Source organism: Shimia thalassica (assembly GCF_001458215.1).
GTDB classification, from domain to species: domain Bacteria; phylum Pseudomonadota; class Alphaproteobacteria; order Rhodobacterales; family Rhodobacteraceae; genus Shimia; species Shimia thalassica.
On the sequence record NZ_CYTW01000001.1, the window covers coordinates 1,435,727 to 1,459,413 of the forward strand.

12 protein-coding genes, 1 tRNA gene and 1 pseudogene are annotated in these 23,687 nt (G+C 56.5%); 6 read left to right on the forward strand and 8 right to left on the reverse strand.

What is annotated here, in order from left to right:
- The first annotated feature begins 15 nt into the window (after positions 1 to 15).
- From PH7735_RS06415 to PH7735_RS06430, 4 genes are all read left to right on the forward strand, one after another.
- On the forward strand, positions 16 to 3,996 hold the full coding sequence (locus tag PH7735_RS06415) for a calcium-binding protein (protein WP_058310448.1): 3,981 nt from the start codon (positions 16 to 18) through the stop codon (positions 3,994 to 3,996).
- A gap of 1,153 nt (positions 3,997 to 5,149) precedes the next feature.
- Positions 5,150 to 5,413 carry a helix-turn-helix domain-containing protein gene (locus PH7735_RS06420; RefSeq protein ID WP_058310449.1) on the forward strand — a complete coding sequence of 88 codons (264 nt, stop codon included), beginning with the start codon at positions 5,150 to 5,152 and terminating at the stop codon, positions 5,411 to 5,413.
- Between the two features lie 325 nt (positions 5,414 to 5,738).
- Positions 5,739 to 7,667 carry a DUF1214 domain-containing protein gene (locus PH7735_RS06425; RefSeq protein ID WP_158503188.1) on the forward strand — a complete coding sequence of 643 codons (1,929 nt, stop codon included), beginning with the start codon at positions 5,739 to 5,741 and terminating at the stop codon, positions 7,665 to 7,667.
- A 529-nt stretch (positions 7,668 to 8,196) separates the two neighbouring features.
- The gene (locus tag PH7735_RS06430) at positions 8,197 to 10,056 is read left to right on the forward strand and encodes a calcium-binding protein (protein ID WP_058310450.1); all 1,860 of its coding nucleotides are present in this window, start codon (positions 8,197 to 8,199) and stop codon (positions 10,054 to 10,056) included.
- On the opposite strand, the gene PH7735_RS06435 is transcribed toward PH7735_RS06430, so the two are convergent.
- Genes PH7735_RS06435 through PH7735_RS06450 form a run of 4 tightly spaced genes read right to left on the reverse strand, consistent with a single transcriptional unit; the run spans position 10,013 to position 16,412 of the window.
- The gene (locus tag PH7735_RS06435) at positions 10,013 to 11,791 is read right to left on the reverse strand and encodes a SulP family inorganic anion transporter (protein ID WP_058310451.1); all 1,779 of its coding nucleotides are present in this window, start codon (positions 11,789 to 11,791) and stop codon (positions 10,013 to 10,015) included. The genes PH7735_RS06430 and PH7735_RS06435 overlap by 44 nt on opposite strands.
- 4 nt (positions 11,792 to 11,795) lie before the next feature.
- Positions 11,796 to 13,439: a sulfatase-like hydrolase/transferase gene (locus tag PH7735_RS06440; protein WP_058310452.1), complete on the reverse strand. Its 1,644-nt coding sequence runs from the start codon at positions 13,437 to 13,439 to the stop codon at positions 11,796 to 11,798.
- Positions 13,440 to 13,495: 56 nt separating this feature from the next.
- Complete coding sequence (locus tag PH7735_RS06445; protein ID WP_058310453.1) at positions 13,496 to 14,527, reverse strand: TAXI family TRAP transporter solute-binding subunit; 1,032 nt, start codon at positions 14,525 to 14,527, stop codon at positions 13,496 to 13,498.
- A 22-nt stretch (positions 14,528 to 14,549) separates the two neighbouring features.
- Complete coding sequence (locus PH7735_RS06450; protein WP_058310454.1) at positions 14,550 to 16,412, reverse strand: TRAP transporter permease; 1,863 nt, start codon at positions 16,410 to 16,412, stop codon at positions 14,550 to 14,552.
- A gap of 127 nt (positions 16,413 to 16,539) precedes the next feature.
- On the opposite strand from PH7735_RS06450, the gene PH7735_RS06455 reads away from it, so the two are divergent.
- Entirely contained in the window at positions 16,540 to 17,322 is a 783-nt protein-coding gene (locus PH7735_RS06455) for a helix-turn-helix domain-containing protein (protein ID WP_058310455.1), read from the forward strand.
- Positions 17,323 to 17,615: 293 nt separating this feature from the next.
- On the opposite strand, the gene PH7735_RS06460 is transcribed toward PH7735_RS06455, so the two are convergent.
- The 3 genes and pseudogenes from PH7735_RS06460 to PH7735_RS06465 form a co-directional block, all read right to left on the reverse strand.
- Positions 17,616 to 18,161, reverse strand: coding sequence for a calcium-binding protein (locus PH7735_RS06460; RefSeq protein ID WP_233488274.1), 546 nt, complete (start codon positions 18,159 to 18,161; stop codon positions 17,616 to 17,618).
- 12 nt (positions 18,162 to 18,173) lie between these two features.
- A pseudogene (locus tag PH7735_RS21150) lies at positions 18,174 to 18,272 on the reverse strand (hypothetical protein); the annotation flags it as partial.
- 193 nt (positions 18,273 to 18,465) lie between these two features.
- A tRNA-Gln gene (locus PH7735_RS06465) sits at positions 18,466 to 18,540 on the reverse strand.
- Positions 18,541 to 18,752: 212 nt separating this feature from the next.
- On the opposite strand from PH7735_RS06465, the gene PH7735_RS06470 reads away from it, so the two are divergent.
- A complete protein-coding gene (locus PH7735_RS06470) occupies positions 18,753 to 19,982 on the forward strand; it encodes an acyl-CoA dehydrogenase family protein (RefSeq protein WP_058310457.1) in 1,230 nt (409 codons plus the stop codon).
- 365 nt (positions 19,983 to 20,347) lie between these two features.
- Here PH7735_RS06470 and carB read toward each other — a convergent pair whose 3' ends face one another.
- Complete coding sequence (carB, locus tag PH7735_RS06475) at positions 20,348 to 23,680, reverse strand: carbamoyl-phosphate synthase large subunit (RefSeq protein ID WP_058310458.1); 3,333 nt, start codon at positions 23,678 to 23,680, stop codon at positions 20,348 to 20,350.
- Between the last annotated feature and the right edge of the window lie 7 nt (positions 23,681 to 23,687).

Below are 23,687 nucleotides of genomic sequence, written 5' to 3' on the forward strand. Positions count from 1 at the left end.
CAGGAGGATAGAATTATGGCCCTTTTTCAGGACACCATCGGTTTAGACGACGAGATTATCGGAACATCTGACGCTGACTCTATTCTTGCGGGCGATGGAAACGATACGATTGATGCAGGTCTCGGTGCGGACACCATAGAAGCGGGCGACGGCGACGACTATGTCGAAGGGGGGCAAGGCGACGATTCAATTTTTGGAAACTCTCTTGCAGAAGATGGCTTAGATGACATTTCTCTGGATGGTCGCGATACCATTTTTGGGGGCGATGGTGACGACACAATCTGGGGCAACCAAGATAACGACCTCATTTATGGCGGTGACGGAGATGACTATCTGCTCGGTGGAAGGCATAACGATACGCTGATAGGCGGGCAGGGGGATGACACCCTGTTTGGCAACGAAGGTGATGATGTCTTTCAAGTGGATTACGAAAGCGTCGGATCCGGCGAAAGCTATGAGGGTGGTGACGGAACCGACACGCTCTATCTGAATGGCGCGACCGCCTTTACAAGCCTGACCCTTGATGCTGCTGCCAGCGTCGAAGTGATCGACAACGAGCAAGGATTTGGTCTGGAAGGCAGTTCCGGCGATGATGTGTTTGACCTGAGCGGCGTGACGTCGATGGTTGATCTGCCTTTAATCAATCTGAACGGCGGCAACGACACGTTCCTTGGCGGCGTGCTGAATGAATCTGTTTCCGGGGGCGACGGCAACGATACACTGAACGGGGCAGATGGAGATGACACGCTTGTCGGCGGTGTCGGAGATGACAGCCTGATCGGCGGCGCGGGCGACGATGTCTTTCAGGTCGACGAAGATGAGGTCGGGCCCGGCGAAAGCTATGAGGGTGGTGACGGAACCGACACGCTCTATCTGAATGGCGCGACCGCCTTTACAAGCCTGACCCTTGATGCTGCTGCCAGCGTCGAAGTGATCGACAACGAGCAAGGATTTGGTCTGGAAGGCAGTTCCGGCGATGATGTGTTTGACCTGAGCGGCGTGACGGTGGGGGTCGATCTGCCCTCGATCAGCTTGAACGGCGGCAATGATACGTTCCTTGGCGGCGTGCTGAATGAATCTGTTTTCGGGGGCGACGGCAACGAAACGCTGAACGGGGCAGATGGAGATGACCTGCTTGTTGGCGGTGCCGGAGATGACAGCCTGATCGGTGGTGCGGGCGACGATGTCTTTCAGGTCGACGAAGATGAGGTCGGGCCCGGCGAAAGCTATGAGGGTGGTGACGGAACCGACACGCTCTATCTGAATGGCGCGACCGCCTTTACAAGCCTGACCCTTGATGCTGCTGCCAGCGTCGAAGTGATCGACAACGAGCAAGGATTTGGTCTGGAAGGCAGTTCCGGCGATGATGTGTTTGACCTGAGCGGCGTGACGGTGGGGGTCGATCTGCCCTCGATCAGCTTGAACGGCGGCAATGACACGTTCCTTGGGGGCGTGCTGGATGAAACTGTTTTCGGGGGCGACGGCAACGATACGCTGAACGGGGCAGATGGAAATGACCTGCTTGTTGGCGGTGCCGGAGATGACAGCCTGATCGGCGGCGCGGGGGATGATGTCTTCCAGGTTGACGAAGATGAGGTTGACGCCGGCGAAAGCTACGAAGGTGGTGACGGAACCGACTCGCTTTATTTGAACAGCTACACTGTCTTTTCGAGCCTGACCCTTGATGCTGCCGCCAGCGTCGAAGTGATCGACAACGAGCAAGGATTTGGTCTGGAAGGCAGTTCCGGCGATGATGTGTTCGACTTGAGCGGCGTGACGTCGATGGTTCAACTTTTCCAGATTGACCTGGGGCTTGGGGACGACAGCTTTATCGGAAGTGTCTTGGGCGAAGCCGTCTTTGGTGGCGATGGCGACGACACACTCTTTGGTGGCGGCGGAAATGACACGCTGATCTCTGGTGGTGGCGAGGATAGTTTGGTCGGCGGCGACGGTGATGACGTGCTCCAGATCGACGCGGATGAAATCGGCGCCGGTGCGAGTTTCCAAGGTGGAGAAGGCACTGACGTCATTCGGGTGAGCGATGCCACCGAATTCAGCTCATTGATTTTGGACGCAGAGGCAAGCATCGAGATCATTGAAGACGAAGGTTTCGGTATCTACGGCAGCTTTGGTAACGATGTCTTCGACTTAAGCGGCATCACAAGCATACCATCTTCGATGGGTGTCATGCTTGAGGCCGGCCATGACAGCTTTGTTGGGAGCAGCGTAGATGATCTTGTTTATGGCGGCGACGGCAATGATACGCTGGATGGTGCTGCCGGTGACGACACGCTTGTCGGTGGGGCAGGCGACGACAGCCTGATCGGTGGCGCGGGCGACGATGTCTTCCGGGTCGACGCTATGCATGTAGGCACTGGCGAAAGTTATTCCGGCGGTGACGGGCGAGATACCCTGCTGCTGAACAACGATATCACTTTCGAGGGTCTGGTTCTGAATTCCGCGGCCAGCGTGGAAGTGATTGCCGGAGATTCCCCCTTCAATTTCATGTATGGCACCGGCGGTGACAACGTGTTTGATCTAAGCGGGGTCACCACGCTTACCAATATGTATCAATTCATCCTCGAAGGTGGCGATGACAGCTTTCAGGGCACGGCAGCGGCTGATGTGGTCTTTGGCGGTGCGGGTAACGATACACTGATCGGCGGAGATGGCGCGGACACGTTGATCGGCGGTGTTGGCGAAGACAGCCTTGTTGGCGGCGCAGGCAACGATGTTTTCCAAATTGAAGCAACCGAGTTTGGCGCGGCCCAATTCGTTGAAGGTGGTGAGGGGACCGATACAATTCGGATTTCCGAAGCAACCGAGTTTTCGCACCTTGTTTTGGATGCCGCGACGGGTATCGAAGTCATTCAAGGTGAAGGGTTCGGCATGTACGGCAGTTTCGGGGATGATCTGATCGATTTTACCGGTGTAACGGATGCGTCCGGTCTTTTGGATGTCAAACTTGAAGCCGGCAATGACAGTTTCCTTGGCGGTATATCTGCCGAAGTTGTTTATGGCGGAAATGGCGATGATACGCTTTCTGGCGGCGGAGGGAATGACTCGCTTTATGGTGGGGAAGGTCTGGATGCGGCGGTGTTTGATTTTGACCGTGCAGAAGCCACTATAACCCTTGTGGATGGCGGGGCCGAGGTGATGTCGTCTCTGGGCACGGTTTTCGTGGCTGAAACCACTGAGCAACTCGTCTTCAATGACAACACCGTCGCCTACAGCGAAATATCGTCAGTTGTGGGAACCCATCAAACCGGCACCGAAGATGATGACACCCTGGAAGGCGGTGCAGGTTCGGACACTTTGGAAGGCCAAGGTGGCAGTGACTTGCTGAATGGCAACAATGGAAACGATATCCTCAACGGAGGCGACGGCAACGATACGCTCATTGGTGGCGCAGGCGACGATAGTCTGGTTGGTGGCGAAAGCATGGACGACCTGCGCGACGTTATCTACGGAGGGGAAGGTGACGACATTCTCAATGGCGGCTATGGCAACGACGAGCTGCGCGGTGATGCGGGGAATGACTCGGTTGCAGGAGGCTTTGGCGCAGACACAATCATCGGCGGTACCGGCGACGACACGCTGACGGGCTCCGCTTTCGGAGACCAGATTTTCGGCGGTGACGGTGACGACTTCGTCAATGGCGGCTGGGGCTTTGACCTTGTGAATGGTGGCTCTGGCGCAGACCGGTTCTACCACATTGGCATACTCGACCATGGGTCTGACTGGATTCAGGACTATGACGCCAGCGAAGGGGACGTGCTTCAGTTCGGCATCACCTCTGCGACACCGGACGATTTCCGGGTGAACACAGCTCATACCGCCACGGCGGCAGGCGAACGGTCTGGAGATGATAGCGTCGAAGAGGCCTTTGTTATCTATCGTCCTACCGGCCAGATCATGTGGGCGCTGGTGGATGGAGGTGGGCAGTCGTCGATCAACCTGCAGATTGGCGGCGATGTGTTTGATCTGTTGGCCTAAGTATTTACTACTGTCCGTAAATCGTGTTGACCCTCTTCGTTTCGGGCGTAACTAGTCAATATTAGTTGGCTTTCTGAAAGGAGCCGAAAATGCATAAGCACCGATTTACCTAGTTTATCAAGCACTTTGATTTGCTGGACCCTGCGCAGGTTGAAGAAGCCAGAGCTCGGATTTCCAGTGTTCGCAGAAGGAAGGAAGCACTCGCTCAAATCGAGGGAAGTGGCGCTCGTGAATTTCCCCACTGCGGATGCGCCAAGCGCCAAAAAAATGGGGCAATACACGCACAAATGTGCTGCGTTACCGATGTGGCAGTTGCAGAAGGACCTTCACGGGACGCACTGGCACACGGATTGCGCGCATTCATCGGCTAGGGCTGTTCTTTGATGTGTTGAAGGATCTGCTGGGGACACGCTCTCCATCATCCATTCGCGTGCCGGCAAGGCGTTTTGACCTCAACAAATACACGGTGTGGCGCTGGCGTTTGATTGAACTCCCCGCTCTTTCTAACGTCTCAAATATGACTTTTCTGACATCAGCGCGATCCTCTCAGCCTTCCCAAACCTCGCTGAATGCGCCGGTATGAATGCGGCAAGAAAGAGGTGACCATGCTGTGGGGGCTCTCCAAGTGGCAGCTGCCCACTCATAATGAAAGTCTGCGCGTTTGGCTTTTGTAGTCTTCAGTTTCGGAGTGAGTAAGCGCAGCATACATTTGCAATTTTGCACTTTAAAGTTGTATCGTTTAACTTTAACTAGCAACAGAACGCCTAAATTACATGATCAGGTTTAAAAAGTGCCGTGACATGAGAGGCGTATTTTTACTTTTGTTGCCTTTGACAGTAATCGGGATTTTTTGGGGTGCCTCCAACCCTTCGTGGCCGCCTTTTGTTGGGGAACAACCAGACAAAAACTTGTCCATAGCAGAAAAAACAAGCTGAATGAGGCGCTCGTTTCAGAGCTCGAGGCGCGCGGCGCTGTCAGGCGTTTGGAAAGGGAATTCGACTGCGCGGTCCGTGCGCACGATTCTGTGGTGTCAATTGAGATACCGAACTCTGAGCTTCTGACGGCCAACCCCACAACCGCCCCCCGAAGAACCACACGCGAAGACGTGGTTAGAGCCTGCTCTGGCGGGCCTCCGAAAGGGATTGTGCCGATAATGGAGCAGCTTCTTCTTCAAAGGGGCGGAATTGAAGACACAGGGCTGGAAAGTCTGGCTGAAGCAATCAATGTCAGCAAACGAACATTGCAGCGGCGGCTCGACCGGGAAGGTGTTGATTTCAGGTCGTTGTCTCTGTCCGTTTGCATGCGACGGGCGCAGGAATTGTTGGCGGGAACCGACCTGGACGTTTCTGAAATTGCGACGCATCTTGAATATTCGACACCTGGCCATTTTGCCCGTGCGTTCCGACAGTCTTTTTGATGTTGCTCCGTCGCAATACCGGAGCAACGTGGCAAATTGAGATTAATGTTGACGGTTACGTCCATGACGGATGTGCGTGCGGTCCGGTCGCTGTCCCTGTTTGGGCGACGACAGGAATAAGTTTGTTGAACGCATATTTTCTGGACATGGGCCACAGATGCGTGACCAATGGGTTTGTTCACGTCTTTCCATCGGTTGGAAGGGCGATGTGATTGCGCGTGGTGCCCGACATCTCAGGACAGAGGTCCGCTACGCTTTGTTTCCCAAGTTAAAACAGGAACACGACCAACGATACCAAAAGAATAAACCAGTGGAGGGAAAAAGGATGACACGAAAACTTCGAGGCACACTCACGGTGTGCGCACTGATGCTGGCCTCAGGGCTTGCTTCGGCGCAGGAAGTGCCAAGCATGAAAATGACAACGGACATCCCCGAAGGCGTGACAACGCCGGACAACATTCAGACCCGTGTTGGAGAGCTGAATTTCTTTGACGGAGTTCCTGATGCCGAGTCTGCCCAGAAGGTGTACAACCTGCTCGACTTCACACATGCCTATCAGGCGGTGCTCGACGGAACGAAAATCGCGTCGATGGAAGGCATTCGCAACGGCCTGCTTCAATACGGTCCTGCCAATGAAACGGCCCTTCTGTTCGAAGGTTTGATGGATTCTCGTGCGCTGTTTCTTACGGCCAACACGACCAGCGTTTACATGATGTCGTGGCTCGAGTTGGGGGATGAGCCGATGGTTATCGAAACCCCGCCCAATGTGCTCGGGTTTCTTAATGATGCATGGTTTCGCTATGTGACCGATTTTGGCAACCTCGGACCGGATGAAGGTCAAGGCGGGAAGTTCCTGATCTTGCCGCCAGGGTATGAGGGCGAAGTTCCAGAAGGCTATTTCGTCAAGCAGACAAACACCTATGGCAACTGGGTTCTCTGGCGTGGTTACCAGAAAGACGGCTCGACGGCCGACGCTGTGGGCAACACCAAAAACCTGTTCCGGATGTACCCGCTGTCTCAGAAAGACAATCCGCCAGCGATGAATTTCGTCAATGTGTCCGGAGAGCTTTTCAATACGATCCACCGCATGGACGCAGAGATTTTCAACGAGATCAACGCGGTTGTGCAACGGGAGCCGCTGATGGGGGAACGTCCTGAACTATTGGGTCACCTTGCAGCAATCGGGATCGAAAAAGGCAAAGAGTTCTCACCAGATACACGGATGCAACCCATCCTGAAAGCAGCTGCCGCAGCAGGTGCCGTAACGGTGAAAACGGTGATCTCCAAACCACGCGACGAACGTTTCTACTGGTATCCCGGTGAAAGCTACTGGCAAACGGCGTTTCCCGGCGGCGCCTATACATGGGAGATCGACGGCGCAACAGTGCATGACATTCGCGCGGCCTTTCACTTTTATGCCACGGGCATCACACCCGCGATGGCTTTGAAGAAAGTCGGCAAAGGCTCTCAATACGCCTTCACTTATGTGGATTCCAACGGGAACCCTCTGGACGGATCAAAGACCTACAAGGTGAACGTGCCCAAGGACGTTCCGGCCAAGGATTTCTGGTCTTTCACACTTTATGACAACCAGACCCGTTCGATGTTGCAAACCGACGCACAGTTTCCCGCGATCGGCAGCAATGACACTGATGTGGTTCAGAACGACGATGGATCCTATGACATCTACTTTGGCCCCACAGCGCCAGAAGGCAAGGAAAGCAACTGGGTTCAGACCGTGCCGGGCAAAGGATGGAACACGATCTTCCGTTTGTACGGTCCACTTGAAACGTGGTTTGATCAGACCTGGAAACCGGGCGAGATCGAGCTTGTCAGCTTTGCTGCGGACACCGCGGCCCAAACCGCGAACAGTGAAAGCGCCGAAGATATCACCCTGCGCATCACGGTTGATGGGCGGGTGTCAATCTATGGGGTTCAGTTCGATACCGCCTCGACACGTATCCTTCCCGGTTCGGAAGGGACACTCGAAGCCATTGCAGCGATGATGGCGGATCTGCCGGATCTGAAAATCGCGGTTGTTGGGCATACTGACCATGTCGGAGGCTACGACTCCAACCTCGCGCTGTCCAAGCAACGTGCGGACGCTGTCGTCGCCGAGCTGGTCGGAACTTATGGAGTTGCAAACGACCGTCTCTTTGCGGCCGGCGCAAGCTTCCTGTCGCCGATTGCAAGCAACGAAACCGAAGAGGGGCGTGCACTTAATCGCCGTGTCGAACTGGTTCGTGCGCCTTAGGACAAAAACAGGGGCAGGGCGCATGTCGCCCTGTCCCATTTACCATCGTCTGGCATATCCGGTCGGCCCAAAGGCTATGATGCCGGGTTCTTTACTGCCTGATGTCTGCACAGACCGGTAAGACACAAAACCTTATGCCCAAGAAAACAAGATTCTAGCGGTCCATGATCTTATGTCTGTGAATGAAATTCAGCGGAGCGTCAGGCGAGCAGAGCAAACACGTATTTCCCTATTTACAGGATGGTCTTTCGCGCTGTTCCGGATGTACCCGGAGGAGGGATAGGGAGTGGTTTATTCCGGTTTTTGAAGATAGTCCGTGATGGGGGTGACATCCCCGCGGCGGTATTCGATAGGGACACACGTGCCTGATGAATGCGTGAACAGACCTATCCTCGGATAGAGGGGCGCAGAATTGACAGGATGACCCCTTTGGCCAATAGTTTCATTATTATTGCCCTTATTTGCACACCGATCTGTTTCCCGAAAACAAAAGGTCTCTCCTGACTTTTTAAATAGGAACCTCTGACCTATGTCGAATTTCCAAGTTAGCATTAATGCAGAGCAACACTTTCTGATAGACGGTGTACAGATCAATGGCTTTGCTGAAACTCAATTGGCCAGTGGCGCAACGGCCTTTTATAACGGTGGCAGCCTATGGATCATCCCTGAAGGAGCGGAGGATCCCGGATCTTCAATATTTCTTGAAGATTTTGCATTTGGTGGCGACACCGGTGGCTGGATCGACGTTCAGATGAGAGCACTCGAAGATGGTGGTTTCGTCCTGGCAGGTGCCGTCAACTTGAGTACTCCTGGCAGGGTGCAGGTATTCAATTCAGACGGTAGCGCGCGATCAGACGCTTTTGATCTCCCCGGGCCTCTTGAAGAAGTCGAAGCGATGTCCTCTGGCGGGTTTGCGATCACCTATATCGAGTACGGAGGAGCGCAACCCGCCCTGCGCATGCGGGGCTTTTCGGCCGACGGCGTTGCAGCGGGCACGCCAACGACAGTGACCAGCCACGCCGAATACGTCGACGATCTGGGGTCTAGCTTGATCCAACTGAGCAATGGGCAGTTTGTGGTAGAGTGGCGTTTTCGGGACGCAGCGCGCCAGTATCGCATTGTGAACCCAGATGGATCTCTGGCCAGCGAGATCATGGATGCATCTGACGCTTATGGTGGCTTGGGTGAAATCAGCGAAAACCTGGAACACTCCCATATTCTTGAGCGTCCGGAAGGCGGATTTGCGATTTTCTGGACCGATCCGGCGTCTTATGTGCATGGGCGATTGTTCGCGGCAGATGGAGAACCCGAAGGACCATCGTTTCTGGCGGCTCCGCGCGTCGGGCATCTCAATCACTATTCGGTTGATATCACCGATCAGGGGTTGTTTCTGATCGTGGCTGGCAGGGGAAATCCGCTCCTGCATGTCTTGGGACCCGATGGAAACGCTCTTTTGCTGAATTACGCGCTGCCCAATGATATCGACATTGGTCTAATACGTGGGTTTTCCGAAGCAGACGGAACGCCAACGCTATACCTGTCGGGGCCTACCCAGTATCCTGTCCCGAATACCTCGTTAGGTGAATCCTTTATAACGATAGATGTGAACGCGGGTTATGTTGTTGGGGATGACGACGACACAGTTGCTATGCGCGATGTGTGGCGTGTTCTTAATGCGGGCGCTGGTGATGATGCGATCACCGGCACAATGGGGGCAGACGAAATTTCCGGCGGTCTTGGTCAAGATCAGCTCATCGGCAACCTCGGTGCGGATTGGCTGAGTGGCGGTGATGGCGACGACCTGATCTTTGGCGGCGATCTCGACAGCGCTTTGCGCCAAGATCGGAGTGACACCATTTTTGGCGGCGCGGGGAATGACACAATCTTTGCTGGCCATGGCAATGACTCTGTCTGGGGGATGGATGACAGTGATGTCATCTCTGGCGGATTCGGAGCAGACTTTCTTGCAGGCCAGAATGGCGATGACAGCCTGACTGGATCAGCCTTTGCCGATCAACTGTTTGGCAATGCCGGTGATGATTTCCTCAATGGCGGCTTTGGGCATGACCTTGTCAATGGTGGCGCAGGCGCCGACCGGTTCTATCACATCGGGGTGTTTGATCACGGCTCGGACTGGATACAGGATTATGACGCCGCCGAAGGAGACATACTCTGGTTCGGCAATGACGATGCAACGCTTGGTCAGTTCCAGATCAACACCGCCCACACTTCAACAGCAGCGGGCGAGCGTTCGGGTGAGGACGACGTGGAAGAAGCCTTTGTGATCTATCGCCCGACAGACCAGATTCTGTGGGCCTTGGTCGATGGTGGGGGGCAGTCTTCGATCAATCTACAGATTGGCGAGGATGTGTTTGATCTCTTGGTTTAAGTGCGCATTCGTTAAAGCATCGGATGTGACAGGACTTGCAAACGCGGTCCTCGGCCATTTCAACTGCCGGGCGGATCGCGTCGGATTTGTGGGGGTGTATGTTGCCAGCCCCCAGAACGTCGAGACAATTCAAACGCTCGAGCACTTTGAGAACACTTGGATTGGCTGCGATCAGATGCAGGTCGTACCCCCGCGCGCGTGCGCGCCGTGCTTCTGAGAGGATAAAGTCGGCCCCCGCCAGATCAATTTTCCCGACACCTTTGAGGTTGAGAATGCAGGTCTTGACCCCGTCTTTCTGCTCGATCCGTCTAAACTCGCGCTCGACGTGTTCAATCGATGCAAAGAACAGCGGGCCTTCAACACGGACAAATCGAATTTGCGGACATTCCGGCAGGCTGAATGTTTCGGCATTCATGAACACCCGACGGCCATTCACCTCGGTCGGCGCACCGACGGCAACCAGAGGGTGCGCGCTTTTGTTAAGGAAGATCGAGAGCGATGCAATCACGCCGACAAGGATCGCGAAATCAAGGCCGGACAGAATTCCGGTGAGGAAGGTCGCGCCCAGGATGAAGGTTTCGGACCGGCTGGTTGCGACGATATGTTTGATCTCACTCACATTGATCAGCTTCCAGGCGACGTAGAGGATGATGGAGGCCATCGCAGGCACCGGCACAAACCGCACCAGAGGCGCCAGAAGGATCAGCAGGAGCGAGAGGAAACCGGCCGCAAAGATCGCGGACATCGGCGAGGTTGCACCGCTTTCCGCGTTCAATCCAGAGCGTGTGAATGACCCCGATCCCGCGTAGCACTGAAAGAAACTGCCGGTCAGGTTCGAAAGGCCCTGTCCGACCATTTCCTGATTTGAATCATAGGTTTCCCCGCGCCGGATCGCAAAGGACTTGCCGATCGAGATCGCCTCGAGCAAACCGACACATGCCACAGCGGCGGCGGCGGGCAGCAGCGTGCCAATGGTGTCGATTTGCAGATCCAGTGTCTGGAAGGTGGGCAAGGTGGCATCCAATGGGGCGAACATCTGAACCCCCGCGGCCTCGGCACCCAGAGCGATGGCGGTCAGCGACCCCACGGCAAGCGCGACGATGTAACTGGGCAACCGGCGGCTGAGACGTGTCGAGACAATAAGGCTGAGCAGCGTCATTGCCGAGATCACCATCGCCTCGAAACTCAGATCACTGCTTTTGGCCGCCAGTTGTGAAAGGCGGTGCAGGACGCCGCCGTCGAGGCCCGAAAGCCCCAGTGCCGGACCGAGTTGTGATACGCCAATCAAGACTGCGGCAGCGGCGGTAAACCCGACGATCACCGAATGCGAAATAAAGGATATCAGCCCTCCGAGCCCCGCTAGGCCGGCGGCGAGTTGCAGCACACCGACAAGGAAGGTCAGGACCAGCGCAAGCGCGATGTAAGCCTCGCTTCCGGGCGGGGCGAGGCCGCTCAGAGAGGCGAACAGCACAGCAGAAATGGCCGTCGTCGGCCCCGAGACCATGACGCGCGACGACCCCCAGTAGGCCGCAACGACCGTGACGATAATTGCTGTAAACAGCCCGTATTCCGGCGGAAGCCCGGCAATAATCGCAAAGGCGACCCCTTGTGGCAGAACGATGGTGGCGTTGGTCAATCCGGCCGAGGCGTCCGCCTTCCATGACATTGTCGCACTGTCACGAAACCACGGACGGACCGGCGAAAGCCGGTCTCGCATTCTGCGTGCCAAAGTCATCTTTTCAGGAGACCTTGCCGGTGTCTTTTGACTGGGGTTTGGTCTCGGGCAAAACCTCGTGCAGCTCGGCCTCGTTGCGATAGCCGATCAGGATACCCGCCTTGGCCTCACCAAGGCTTGGATCACGCGCTGCGATCCATGCATCTGACCGGGTGGTGCGCTGGGATGTGCGCCGCGACCAGCCAAAGAACAGTTTTTCCAGACGGGTCAGCTCATCCGCACAGGCCGGATCGCCCCCGAGATCGACAAATTCGTCAGGATGGGTTTCCAGATCGAAAAGCATCGGGCGAAAGCCTTCGGCAAAGGTGTATTTCCAGCGCCCATCAAAGAGCATTGTCAGCTTTGCATCCTGAACAGACACGCCAAGACGCTTTCGCACATTGCGCATGGAGTAGTCGTATTCTGAAATCGCAAACTCTCGCAGGCTGTCCACCTGTCCATGCAGGATCGGTTGAAGTGATTTGCCCTCGATGATGTGGGGAACGTCTTCTCCGCCGAAATAGTTCAGGATTGTCGGAACAACATCAATCGCCTCGACCAGCGCGGATGATTTCACGCCACGGGTGGCATCGGCTTCGGGACGCGGATCGACAACGATCAGCGGAATGCGCGCCGAGGCATCGTGGAACAGCTCTTTTTCGCCCATCCAGTGATCGCCGAGATAGTCGCCATGGTCCGACGTGAACACGATCATTGTGTCGTCGGTGATGCCTTGGTCGTCCAAAAAGCCCATCAACCGGCCGATCTGGTCGTCGATCTGTTTGATCAAGCCCATATAGGCGGTCAGCACACGGGTGCGGGTTCCGTCGTCGCAAAACGCCCTCGACACGCGCTCTTCCATGAAGGCGCCGTAAACAGGGTGCGGATCGGCGCGCTCGGCCTCGCTGCGCACCGGATCAAGATGGGTCTCGGGACCATACATGTCGTGGTAGGGCGCGGGCACGATATAGGGCCAGTGGGGCTTGATGTAACTCAGGTGCAGGCACCATGGCGTGTCGCCCGCCTCGCGGATGAAATCCATCGCGCGGCTTGTGATATAGGGTGTTTCGGTTTCTTCGTCGGCGGCGCGCGCAGGTTTGTCGGCATTGTCCATGAACCAACCGCTCAGGATATTGCCGTCGTCGTCTTCGGCGCTGTTGGCAACGGTTTGCCACGGGTTTTCATCTGGCCAGCCGCGGTCTTTCATAAAGGCGTCATAGGCTTCGTTGCGCGCATAGCGGGGGCCGTCCGGATGAAGGCCATCTTCGCGCTCGTAGGGTTCGAAACCGCATTCCGACACAAGCGCCCCAATCGTGCTGTCCGGTGCCAGACCAAGACGACGCATGCCTTCGACATCAGCGGTCATGTGGGTTTTGCCACAAAGAGCCGTGCGCACACCAAGCGGGCGCAAGTGATCGCCCAAAGTCATCTCGCCCACCTTGAGCGGAATGTTGTTCCAGGTCGAGCCGTGCGAGCTGGCATAACGGCCGGTATAAAAGGACATGCGGGACGGCCCGCAAATCGGAGACTGCACATAGGTCCGGTCAAACAGAACACCGCGTTCAGCGAGCCTGTCGATATGTGGCGTGTGGAGATGCGGGTGACCCGTGCAGGACAGATAATCCCACCGAAGTTGGTCGCACATAATGAAAAGGACGTTTTTGGGCATGCTTCAACACCAGTTGGATTGTGGGTCGGGGCGCTGCCGCCCCGACCGGTCTATGATTAACCGCGGGCAACATCGGGGATGGTCACACCCATCTCTTCAAGCGCACGCAATGCACCCGGATGCAGAGGCAGATTGATGTCAGCCACAGCACCTTCCGGCGTGACCACGGCCAGCCACGGTGCGCTGTCGCGCATTTCGGCAACACCTTCAAAGAAGGCTTTGGTCATTTCATAGATCATCGCGTCATCTGCGCTTTCATTGGTGACGATACCAACGGTGACACGCAACGTGGTTGTGTCGCCCTCGTTCTTCTGGTTGTCGCCGTAAACTCCTGCGGGCAAGGTACCCAATCCAAAGCCCGGGCGGTTGACCAGAGCCTTGACGCCTTCGGCTTCCAATTTGTCCGCAGGGATACCAAGGAACCGGATCGGGTTGGTCACCGCGATCTGTGTCAGCACAGGGCTGGGCGCGTTTGTCGGGTTGCAGTAGATATCCAAATTGCCATCCTGGAACGAGGCCGCCGCAGCGTCCCAGCCAAGTTTGACCGCTTCGTAATCAGTGCCTTCTTCTAGACCTGCTACAGCCTTGAACAGGCGCTTCATCGTTGCAAAAGCCGCGCCGCCTGGAGGGCCGAGGAACACGCGTTTGCCGCGTGCGTCTTCAATCGATCTGATGCCCGAGGATTCATAGACCGCGATGTGGTATACGCCCATCGGGAAATTCAGCACGGTGCGCAGTTTCTTGGACAGTTCCGGCGCCTGGTCCAGCTTTGCAAACATGGCTTTCTGGTTCGACATCAATGCATGCAAGGCCGGCGAGGTCATGCAGAACTGGGTTTTGCCCATGGCAACTTCAAGCACATGGCGCGTGGCCGCACCGGTGGCGTTCAGCTGGATTTCATAGTCCGGCAGCTCTTTGTTTACGATATTGGCAAAGGTTGTCATCACAAGGTTCGGGCTTGTTCCCGGCCCTAGTGTGGACATCCGCAGCAGTTCCTTGGCCATAGCGGCACGTGGCAGAACGCTCAGCGTCGCAAGTGCAGCGGTGCCAGCCAAAAGGCTACGGCGATTGAGATGGGGTGTCTTCATGATGTCTCTCTCCCTGGTGTGATTATGAAGTCTGGTCTTGAATGGTCAGGTCCAACCGATCGAAATACATCAGTCCGATCCCCGCAACCGTGGCGATCCAGGAAATGGTTGGTCCAAAGAAGATAAGTGCGACAGCCAGCGCCAGTCCGACCGGCACCATGTAGCCCTTGCCACGACGCGGATAACAGGCACGCGAGATCAGGATCGTGGCAAGAAGCACAAACAGGATGGCCTGCACCGACTCTGCCCAATGGAACCCCGTGCCCAGCAGAAGCGCCGGTTGATAGACAAAGGCAAACGGGATCACGAAGCCCGGCAATGCCAGTCTCGAGGCTTCAAGCGCGGTTGGCATCGGGCTGGAACCCGCGATGGGCGCCGCGGCAAAGGCGGCTAGCGCGACCGGCGGGGTGATGGCTGAAAGCACACCAAAATACAGCACGAACATGTGTGTGTGCACAATCGGCACGCCCAGTTTCTGAAGCGACGGGCCCATCACCAAAACGATAATCAGATAGGCTGGCACCGTTGGCATCCCCATTCCCAGCAACAGGCAGGCAATCGCCATCAGGATCAGCGACAGGATCATCTGGTCTTCGGCAAGCCCCGACAGCAAGGACGCAAAGCGCAGCCCCACGCCGGTCAGGTTCAAAACGCCGATGACAATGCCCACCGCGCCGACGATCACCACCAGCTGCGCCGAGATCAGGCCCGCCGAGCGGATAAACCTGAGCCATGCCTGCCCATCGGTCAGAAGGTCAGGACGGACCGCAAAGCCCAAGACCGCAGCCAGCGCGACGCCGACAAAGCCTGCATAAGCGGGGGAGGACCCGCCAACCATCGTCACCACGATACCGGCAAGCGACAGAACGAAGATGCCGATTTGCACCAGTTCGCGCCAGTTGAACGAAATTTTCGGACGTGGTTCTTCTGCCAGATCCATGTTGCGCGCGGCACTTGAGATCGCGACGAACAAGCCACCATAGTACAGCAGGGCAGGGACGGCAGCAGCCGCGCAAATGGTCAGGTAGGGAACGTTGGTGACGTCCGCCATGATAAAGGCCACGGCCCCCATGATGGGCGGCGTGATCTGGCCGCCACTCGAGGCTGCGGATTCAACAGCCGCCGCAAACCGGGGTGAAAACCCTCGTTTCTTGATCAAGGGGATGGTGATGACACCCGTGCCCACGACATTGGCAACAGCGCTGCCTGAAATGGTTCCGAACAACCCGCTTGCCACTGTGGCCGCTGCCGCGGGACCCGAGCGCATTCTTCCGGTGGCGGCCATTGCAAGTTGCACCAACACGCGGTCAATCGCGAGCAGTTCAAGCAGCGATCCAAAGACGATAAAGATCAGGATGGTCGATACAACCGTCGCCATGGGACGCCCAAAGACACCGTCAAAGGAATACCACAAGACCGTCATCAGCTCTTCCGAAGAAATCCCCGCATGTCTGAGGAAACCTGGCGCCAGATGGCCGAAAGCCCCATAAGCGAGCAGAATACTGGCCACCACAGCCATGACAAGACCAACAGATCGGCGTGTCAGTTCGATAACGGCAAACAGCCCCAGAAAGCCCATCCAGATATCGGTCGGGGTCAGAAAATAGAGACCGGTCTCAATCTCTTCAGCGGCGCGAAAATACTGATAAACACTCAGGGACAAGGCAATTGCGACAGCACACAAAAGGGCTTTGTCCAAAAGGCCGCTTGTGCGTCCCAATGAGGAGAGGATAATCAACAATCCACCGGCCAACAGCATACCGACACGGAGATAGGAATCTGAGAACACGCCGAAAACGGACACGTAAAACACAACGCCGATGATCGCGAGCGACAGCCCCGTCACTACGTATCCGAGATACGCATTTTGTTTGAATTCTGGCACAGCTTCCTCCCAAGTGTGACGCGCTCCGAACTGCCCCGGTTTGTCCGTCGTGGCGTGGTGCGCGTGGTAGAAAACTATTGAACCTGTGAACTTTTGTCGATTTAGTGTTTCACTAGGTGAAACGCAAATGACAAAACTAAACCGATCCATAGAACGCGGCCTCATGGTGCTTGAAGTTGTCCATCGCTCCGGTGCGAGCTCACTGGCGTTTCTTGCCGAACAGACGGATCTGCCAAAGCCGACTTTGTTGCGTATCTGTGCAACGTTGGAAAAGCGACGCTGGCTGATCCGCAGAAGCAGCGATGGCTTTTATCAGCTCGGGTCGGGGTTTCCCCATTCTGGCGGCATGCCGGAATTGGCTGACCGTCTTGTGGCTGTTGCCAAGGAAGAAATTGTGCGGCTGTCCGCAGAGACCGGTTTGGGTGTCGATCTCGCCGCGGCGATTGGCGAGGGCCGGATAGAGATCGTGGATACCACCCGCGTCTTCAAAAAACATGGCGTCTATCCGGATACCGTTGGGTTTCGTCCCTCTCCCACGGTGTCCGCCCTCGGGGTTGCTTTCCTCTTGGGGCTGGTCGAGACGGGCAACTTCGAGGCGTTGCAGCGCATGGAGAAAAATCAAACGCGCGAGATCACCAGTGCTTTGCCGAAGTTGTCAAAAACCCTGACTGAAGGCGCAAAACGAGGCTATGCGATCCGGGCACACGGACATTGGGGGCGCGCGGTCGATTATGGCGAACTGCCCTCGGCCATTGCCGTTCCGGTCATCTCTGGAACCGAGGCGATTGGCGCCCTCAATCTTGTGTGGAACGCCAGCGATCAATCGGTCGAGGCGGTCGCGAAAATGCACCTAACGCGCCTGCAATCCACCGCAAAGCGCATCGGCCAGAGCTATGATGCATTCTCCTGATCCAACACCGAAAAGGTGTTCATGATTTCAGTGCCCAACGGATCAGATCACCTGTGCGTTGATGGAAGGGTCAGAGCAGTCGGTGATCAAATTGCAGATCGGGGTAGGTGATTTCTGAGGGCGGCAGGATGCGGACGAGGGATCATCAAGTGCATCTTCGACGGGGCCGCACAAGGCGGAGAAGCCCAAACCCATCTTCGATGAGAACACCGAGGGCTCGGTTTTCATGGTTAAGGTCTTTCGATCATTTCTCTGTCTAGATACGAAAAGTACTCTGATCTGATGGTCAGAGTTCAACCCAACAAATCAAATACATCCCCGCCGACCTGCAGATTGATCGACGACTGCCCGCCGCCATCTACCAAAGCCCACATGATCTGGCCTGTGGGCCGATAGATTACAAAGGCCTCCTCCACGCTGTCTTCACCAGAGCGTTCCCCGGCGGCTGTGGCGGTGTGTGTGGTGTTGATCTGGAACTGGCTGCGGGTCGCCGACGCGATGCCGAACTGAAGAATGTCTCCTTCAGCCGCATCATAATCTTGAATCCAGTCCGAGCCGTGGTCGGCGATCCCGATGTGGAAGAACCTGTCCGCATCGGCGCCGCCATTGACGAGGTCATAGCCCCAACCGCCGTTGATGAAGTCGTCGCCCGCATTGCCAAAAATCTGATCCGCGTATCCGCCACCGGTGATCACATCATCGCCATTCTGGCCTGCCAGAGTATCCGCGCCAAGACCACCACTGATCTGGTCATCACCGTCTTGGCCAAACACATTGTCGTTGCCGCTGGCCGCCCAAATGGTGTCATGCCCCGCACCGCCGAGAATGAGATCGGCCAAATCATCGGTATCAAAACCGCCAACAACCAGATCATCGCCATCGCCACCATTTAGGGTGTCGCGTCCGCGTTCTCCGTAAAGGGAATCGTCTCCGTCGCGACCGAACAGCAGTGATCCTCCGTTTCCTAACTATAGGGGCGGACCACTCCAGTGGGGGAGGATCAAACTTAGAGCTTTTACAATGGGAGACCCCGAGCAGCTGAGAATTTTTGTCCAGAATCTAGCCACAAAAACGTCCAGAAGCTAGTCCGCCGCTACACCGGACTGGAGCGTCGGTGTCTTGTTCTACTGGTCTAGGTGAAGTTGGCTGGGATGGTAGGATTCGAACCTACGGTACACTGTACCAAAAACAGTTGCCTTACCACTTGGCTACATCCCAACTGTGAGCGCGTATCTACTGTGGGTTACTGTGGGGCGCAAGGTCTGAACTGCATTTTTTTGCGTTGTTCCTGCATTTTTTTTCGACGGGTTTAGGCGCCCTCCGGATTGGTCCCGATTTGCGACCCTGCGTCACTTGCCGTGGCGATCATGGACAACATACCGGCGAGTATGTCACCGTGGTCTCAAGAGGAGTTTTCTGGGAGAAGAACGATGAATTTGGGAATGAGACCCGAGATGGTTGAACTGCTGGAAAAGGTCAAAGACCTGATCCGCAACGAAGTGATGCCCTTGGAAGACGAGTACCACAAAGAGGTCGGCACGGGGGATCGCTGGACCTATACCGCGCGTCAGGCAGAGATTCTGGAAGGTCTCAAGGCCAAGGCCAAGGAGCGCGGGCTGTGGAACTTCTGGCTGACGGACAGCGATAAGGGGTTCGGCCTGACCACTGTGGAATATGCCTATTTTGCAGAAGAGATGGGTAAAACGCCTTTGGGGGCCGAAGTCTTTAACTGTGCGGCGCCGGATACGGGCAACATGGAAGTCTTCGAACGCTATGGCACAGAGTCGATGAAAGAACAGTGGCTTGCGCCTCTTCTGGATGGTGTGATCCGCTCGGCCTACCTGATGACGGAACCGGATGTGGCGAGTTCGGACGCAACCAATATCGCGATGTCTTGTGTGCGTGACGGGGACGACTATGTGCTGAACGGCGAAAAATACTGGTCGTCGGGGGCAGGGGATCCGCGCTGTAAAGTCTATATCGTTATGGTGAAAACCGGAGACGAAGACCTGCCGGTGCACAAACGCCAATCGATGATTGTTGTGCCCGCAGATACGCCCGGAATCGAAGTGCTGCGTCCGATGCTGGTCTATGGACATGATGATGCGCCACACGGACATATGCACATTCGCTTTACAGATGTGCGCGTGCCCGCTGACAGCATTCTGCTGGGCGAAGGACGCGGGTTTGAAATCGCACAGGGCCGCCTTGGACCTGGACGTATTCACCACTGTATGCGGGCGATCGGGCAGGCTGAATCCGCCTTGGAGCAGATGTGCAAACGGGCGCTGGATCGTGAAGCTTTTGGCAAGCCGCTGGCCCATCTTGGTGCGAACTATGACATCATTGCCAACTGCCGGATGGAGATCGAACAGGCCCGCCTGTTGTGTCTGAAAACCGCGTGGATGATGGATCAGGGCGATGCGCGCGCTGCGGCGCCGTGGATCAGCCAGATCAAGGTCGTGGCCCCGAATGTTGCGCTTAAAGTGATCGACGAAGCGGTGCAGATGCATGGCGGCACAGGCGTGTCACAGGACACACCTTTGGCAATAGCATGGACACAGGTGCGGACATTGCGTTTGGCAGATGGACCCGATGCGGTGCACCGGCGTCAGGTCGCGCGCAAAGAACTGCGCCAGTACACGCAACAAAAAGTCTGACCGCGGAACCAGAATGTGCGCGCCTGCGGCGCGCGCAGGATATCTCGTCTGTGGCCCATTGGGCCACAGCTCGGGAGGCCTCGTTGCTGCCCTGGTTCAAAAGATAATAAGAACGGGGGCTAGATCAGCGGGATCAGGGGAATGCCGCCACAGGCGCTCAGGGCGAGAAGGGCGGACAAGGCAAGAAGACAACGCATATTGATTTTCCTTTTGGACTGCTCGGTATTGTTTTTTCCAAGCGTGGTCGCGGAAAGGTGTTCAAGTCAACGCATGCGGCCCGTGTTCGTTCTGGAACGTGTCCAACAAGAAACAAAAAAGGCGCAAAGGAGATATCCTTCGCGCCTTTTTCAATGGGTGAGGGGGCGTTAGCCTTGCAGGCTGCGCACCTCGATATCGCCTTCTTCACGGGCCTTCATGGCGCGGGCGGCGGCGTGGCTGGCCGCGGCAGTGGTGAAGTAGGGGATTTTGTCCATCAGCGTGACCGAGCGGATTTCGCGGCTGTCGTTGACGGCCTGCGCGCCTTCTGTGGTGTTCATCACCAAAGAAATATCCCCGTTTTTGAGCATATCGACGATGTTCGGGCGACCTTCGTACACTTTGTTGACCCGCTCGCAGGTGACGCCCTGTTCGCTAAGCCACCCTTGGGTGCCGGCTGTCGCAACGATACCAAACCCCATGTCGGTCAGGATTTGAGCGCTCTCCACCATTTCAGATGTTTTGTCTTCGTCCTTGATCGAGATGAAGGCCTTGCCCTCGGTTGGCAGGATCATCCCTGCGCCAAGCTGTGCTTTGAGGAAGGCGCGCGCGAACGAGCGGTCCCAGCCCATGACTTCGCCAGTCGAGCGCATTTCCGGACCCAAAATCGTGTCCACGCCCGGGAAGCGGTTAAAGGGCATGACGGCTTCCTTGACTGAGAACCACGGCATGTCCGGGTCTGCCAAAGTCATCTGGTCTGCGATGGGTTGCGGTGTCGAAATGTCTGCGCCTTCCTCGTAGGGGGGGCGCAGAGGGAAGTTCGACAAGGGCTCGCCCGCCATCAGGCGTGCCGCAATCGACGCGATGGCGCTGTCGGTTGCTTTTGCCACAAACGGTACGGTCCGTGACGCGCGCGGGTTCACTTCGATGAGATAGATTTCGTCATCCTTGATCGCGAACTGGACGTTCATCAAACCAACAACATGCAAGGCCTTTGCCAAGGCAACGGTCTGGTCCTTGATCCGGTCGATCACTTCAGCGTCAAGCGAATAGGGGGGCAACGAACAGGCCGAGTCACCCGAGTGCACACCGGCTTCTTCGATGTGCTGCATGATGCCTGCGATATGCACGTTTTCACCATCACACAGGGCGTCCACATCCAGCTCGACCGCGCCGGACAGATAGCTGTCCAGCAACACGGGGCTGTCGCCGGAGACAACAACCGCTTCGGCGATATAGCGTTCAAGCTGGGCCATGTCGCGCACGATTTCCATCGCCCGACCGCCCAGAACATAAGACGGGCGGATCACCAGAGGGAACCCGATGTCGCTTGCAATATCAAGGGCTTGCGCATCTGTGGACGCGATGCCGTTCAATGGCTGCTTCAGGTTCAACTCGTTGACAAGCGCCTGAAAACGCTCGCGGTCTTCGGCAAGGTCAATCGCGTCTGGCGTGGTGCCAAGGATCGGAATGCCTTCTGCTTCCAGCGCATTGGCCAGCTTCAGCGGGGTCTGGCCGCCGAACTGAACGATCACACCGTGCAGCGTGCCGTTTTCCTGCTCGACGCGCAGGATTTCCATCACGTGTTCAAAAGTCAGCGGCTCGAAATACAGGCGATCCGAGGTGTCATAGTCGGTCGACACGGTTTCGGGGTTACAGTTGACCATGATGGTCTCGTATCCCGCGTCGGTCAGCGCATAACAGGCGTGACAGCAGCAATAGTCGAACTCGATCCCCTGGCCGATCCGGTTTGGACCGCCGCCCAGAATAACGACCTTTTTGCGGTCGCTGGGGCGGGCCTCGCATTCGACGTCGCCCATCATCGGCGCTTCATAGGTCGAATACATATAGGGGGTTTGCGCTTCGAATTCCGCCGCACAGGTGTCGATGCGTTTGAACACGGCTGTGACGCCGGCGTTCACGCGTTTGTTGCGGATGTCGCGCTCGCTGTAACCAGTGAGGGTCGCAAGACGTGCATCGGAGAAGCCCATCATCTTGAGCTTGCGCAGCTGCTTTTCATCGCTTGGAAGGCCGTTGGCCCGGATGTCTTCCTCGGCGTCCACGATTTCGCGGATACGCGACAGGAACCACGGGTCAAACATAGTGACGTTGTGGATTTCGTCGTTGGTCAAACCATGACGCATGGCCTGCGCAATGGTGCGCATGCGGTCCGGAGTGGTCTGGCTGATGGCCTTGATCACGGCCGCTTTGTCCGGCGCGCCGGGAATGTCCACCTCGTCAAATCCGGTCAGACCCGATTCCATCGACGCCAGCGCCTTTTGCAGCGACTCGTGAATGGTCCGGCCAATCGCCATCGCTTCGCCAACCGACTTCATCGCGGTTGTCAGATAGGGTTCCGAGCCCGGGAACTTTTCAAAGGCGAACTTGGGGATCTTGGTCACGACATAGTCGATGGTCGGCTCGAACGAGGCCGGTGTCACCTTGGTGATGTCGTTGTCCAATTCGTCCAGCGTGTAACCCACGGCCAGTTTCGCCGCGATCTTGGCAATCGGGAAACCGGTCGCTTTCGACGCCAGTGCGGACGAACGTGACACACGCGGGTTCATTTCGATCACAACCATACGACCGTCCGCAGGGTTCACGGCCCATTGCACGTTCGAACCGCCGGTTTCGACGCCGATCTCGCGCAGAACCGCAATCGAGTCGTTGCGCATGATCTGGTATTCTTTGTCGGTCAGCGTCAGGGCAGGGGCCACAGTGATCGAGTCACCCGTGTGTACGCCCATCGGGTCGACGTTTTCAATCGAGCAGACAATGATGGCATTGTCCGCTTTGTCGCGCACAACTTCCATCTCGTACTCTTTCCAGCCCAGCAGGCTTTCATCGACGAGAATCTGGTTTACGGGGCTGGCGTCCATCCCTGTCCGGCAGAAGTGGATATAATCTTCGCGGTTATACGCAACGCCGCCGCCGGTGCCGCCCATGGTAAAGGCAGGGCGGATGATGGCAGGCAGGCCGATGTCTTCCAGCTCTTCGAGGGCAAGGCGCACACCTTCTTCGAGGTCGTCTTCGCCGTTTTCCTTCTTGGGGGCCGTTACGATCGATGCGCGCGGGTTTTCGATGCCCAGACGGTCCATCGCTTCGCGGAACAGTTTGCGATCCTCTGCCATTTCAATCGCGTCGCGTGTGGCACCAATCAGCTCGACGCCGAATTCTTCAAGAACGCCCATCTCTTCCAGAGCCAGAGAGGTGTTCAATCCGGTTTGACCGCCCATCGTCGGCAAAAGCGCATCGGGGCGCTCTTTTTCGATGATCTTGGCAACAACCTCTGGGGTGATCGGCTCGATATAGGTGGCATCGGCCAGCCCGGGATCGGTCATAATGGTCGCGGGGTTCGAGTTTACCAGAACAACGCGATACCCTTCTTCGCGAAGTGCTTTACAGGCTTGGGCACCTGAATAGTCGAATTCGCAAGCTTGACCAATCACAATGGGGCCGGCCCCGATGATCATGATCGAGGAGATGTCGGTTCTTTTGGGCATGGCAGAC

Excerpts from the sequence above, each read along its gene's own strand:
- PH7735_RS06415 (WP_058310448.1), top strand. The coding sequence starts at position 16 with ATGGCCCTTTTTCAGGACACCATCGGTTTAGACGACGAGATTATCGGA.
- PH7735_RS06420 (WP_058310449.1), top strand. The coding sequence starts at position 5,150 with ATGGAGCAGCTTCTTCTTCAAAGGGGCGGAATTGAAGACACAGGGCTG.
- PH7735_RS06425 (WP_158503188.1), top strand. The coding sequence starts at position 5,739 with ATGACACGAAAACTTCGAGGCACACTCACGGTGTGCGCACTGATGCTG.
- PH7735_RS06430 (WP_058310450.1), top strand. The coding sequence starts at position 8,197 with ATGTCGAATTTCCAAGTTAGCATTAATGCAGAGCAACACTTTCTGATA.
- PH7735_RS06435 (WP_058310451.1), bottom strand. The coding sequence starts at position 11,791 with ATGACTTTGGCACGCAGAATGCGAGACCGGCTTTCGCCGGTCCGTCCG.
- PH7735_RS06440 (WP_058310452.1), bottom strand. The coding sequence starts at position 13,439 with ATGCCCAAAAACGTCCTTTTCATTATGTGCGACCAACTTCGGTGGGAT.
- PH7735_RS06445 (WP_058310453.1), bottom strand. The coding sequence starts at position 14,527 with ATGAAGACACCCCATCTCAATCGCCGTAGCCTTTTGGCTGGCACCGCT.
- PH7735_RS06455 (WP_058310455.1), top strand. The coding sequence starts at position 16,540 with ATGACAAAACTAAACCGATCCATAGAACGCGGCCTCATGGTGCTTGAA.
- PH7735_RS06470 (WP_058310457.1), top strand. The coding sequence starts at position 18,753 with ATGAATTTGGGAATGAGACCCGAGATGGTTGAACTGCTGGAAAAGGTC.
- carB (WP_058310458.1), bottom strand. The coding sequence starts at position 23,680 with ATGCCCAAAAGAACCGACATCTCCTCGATCATGATCATCGGGGCCGGC.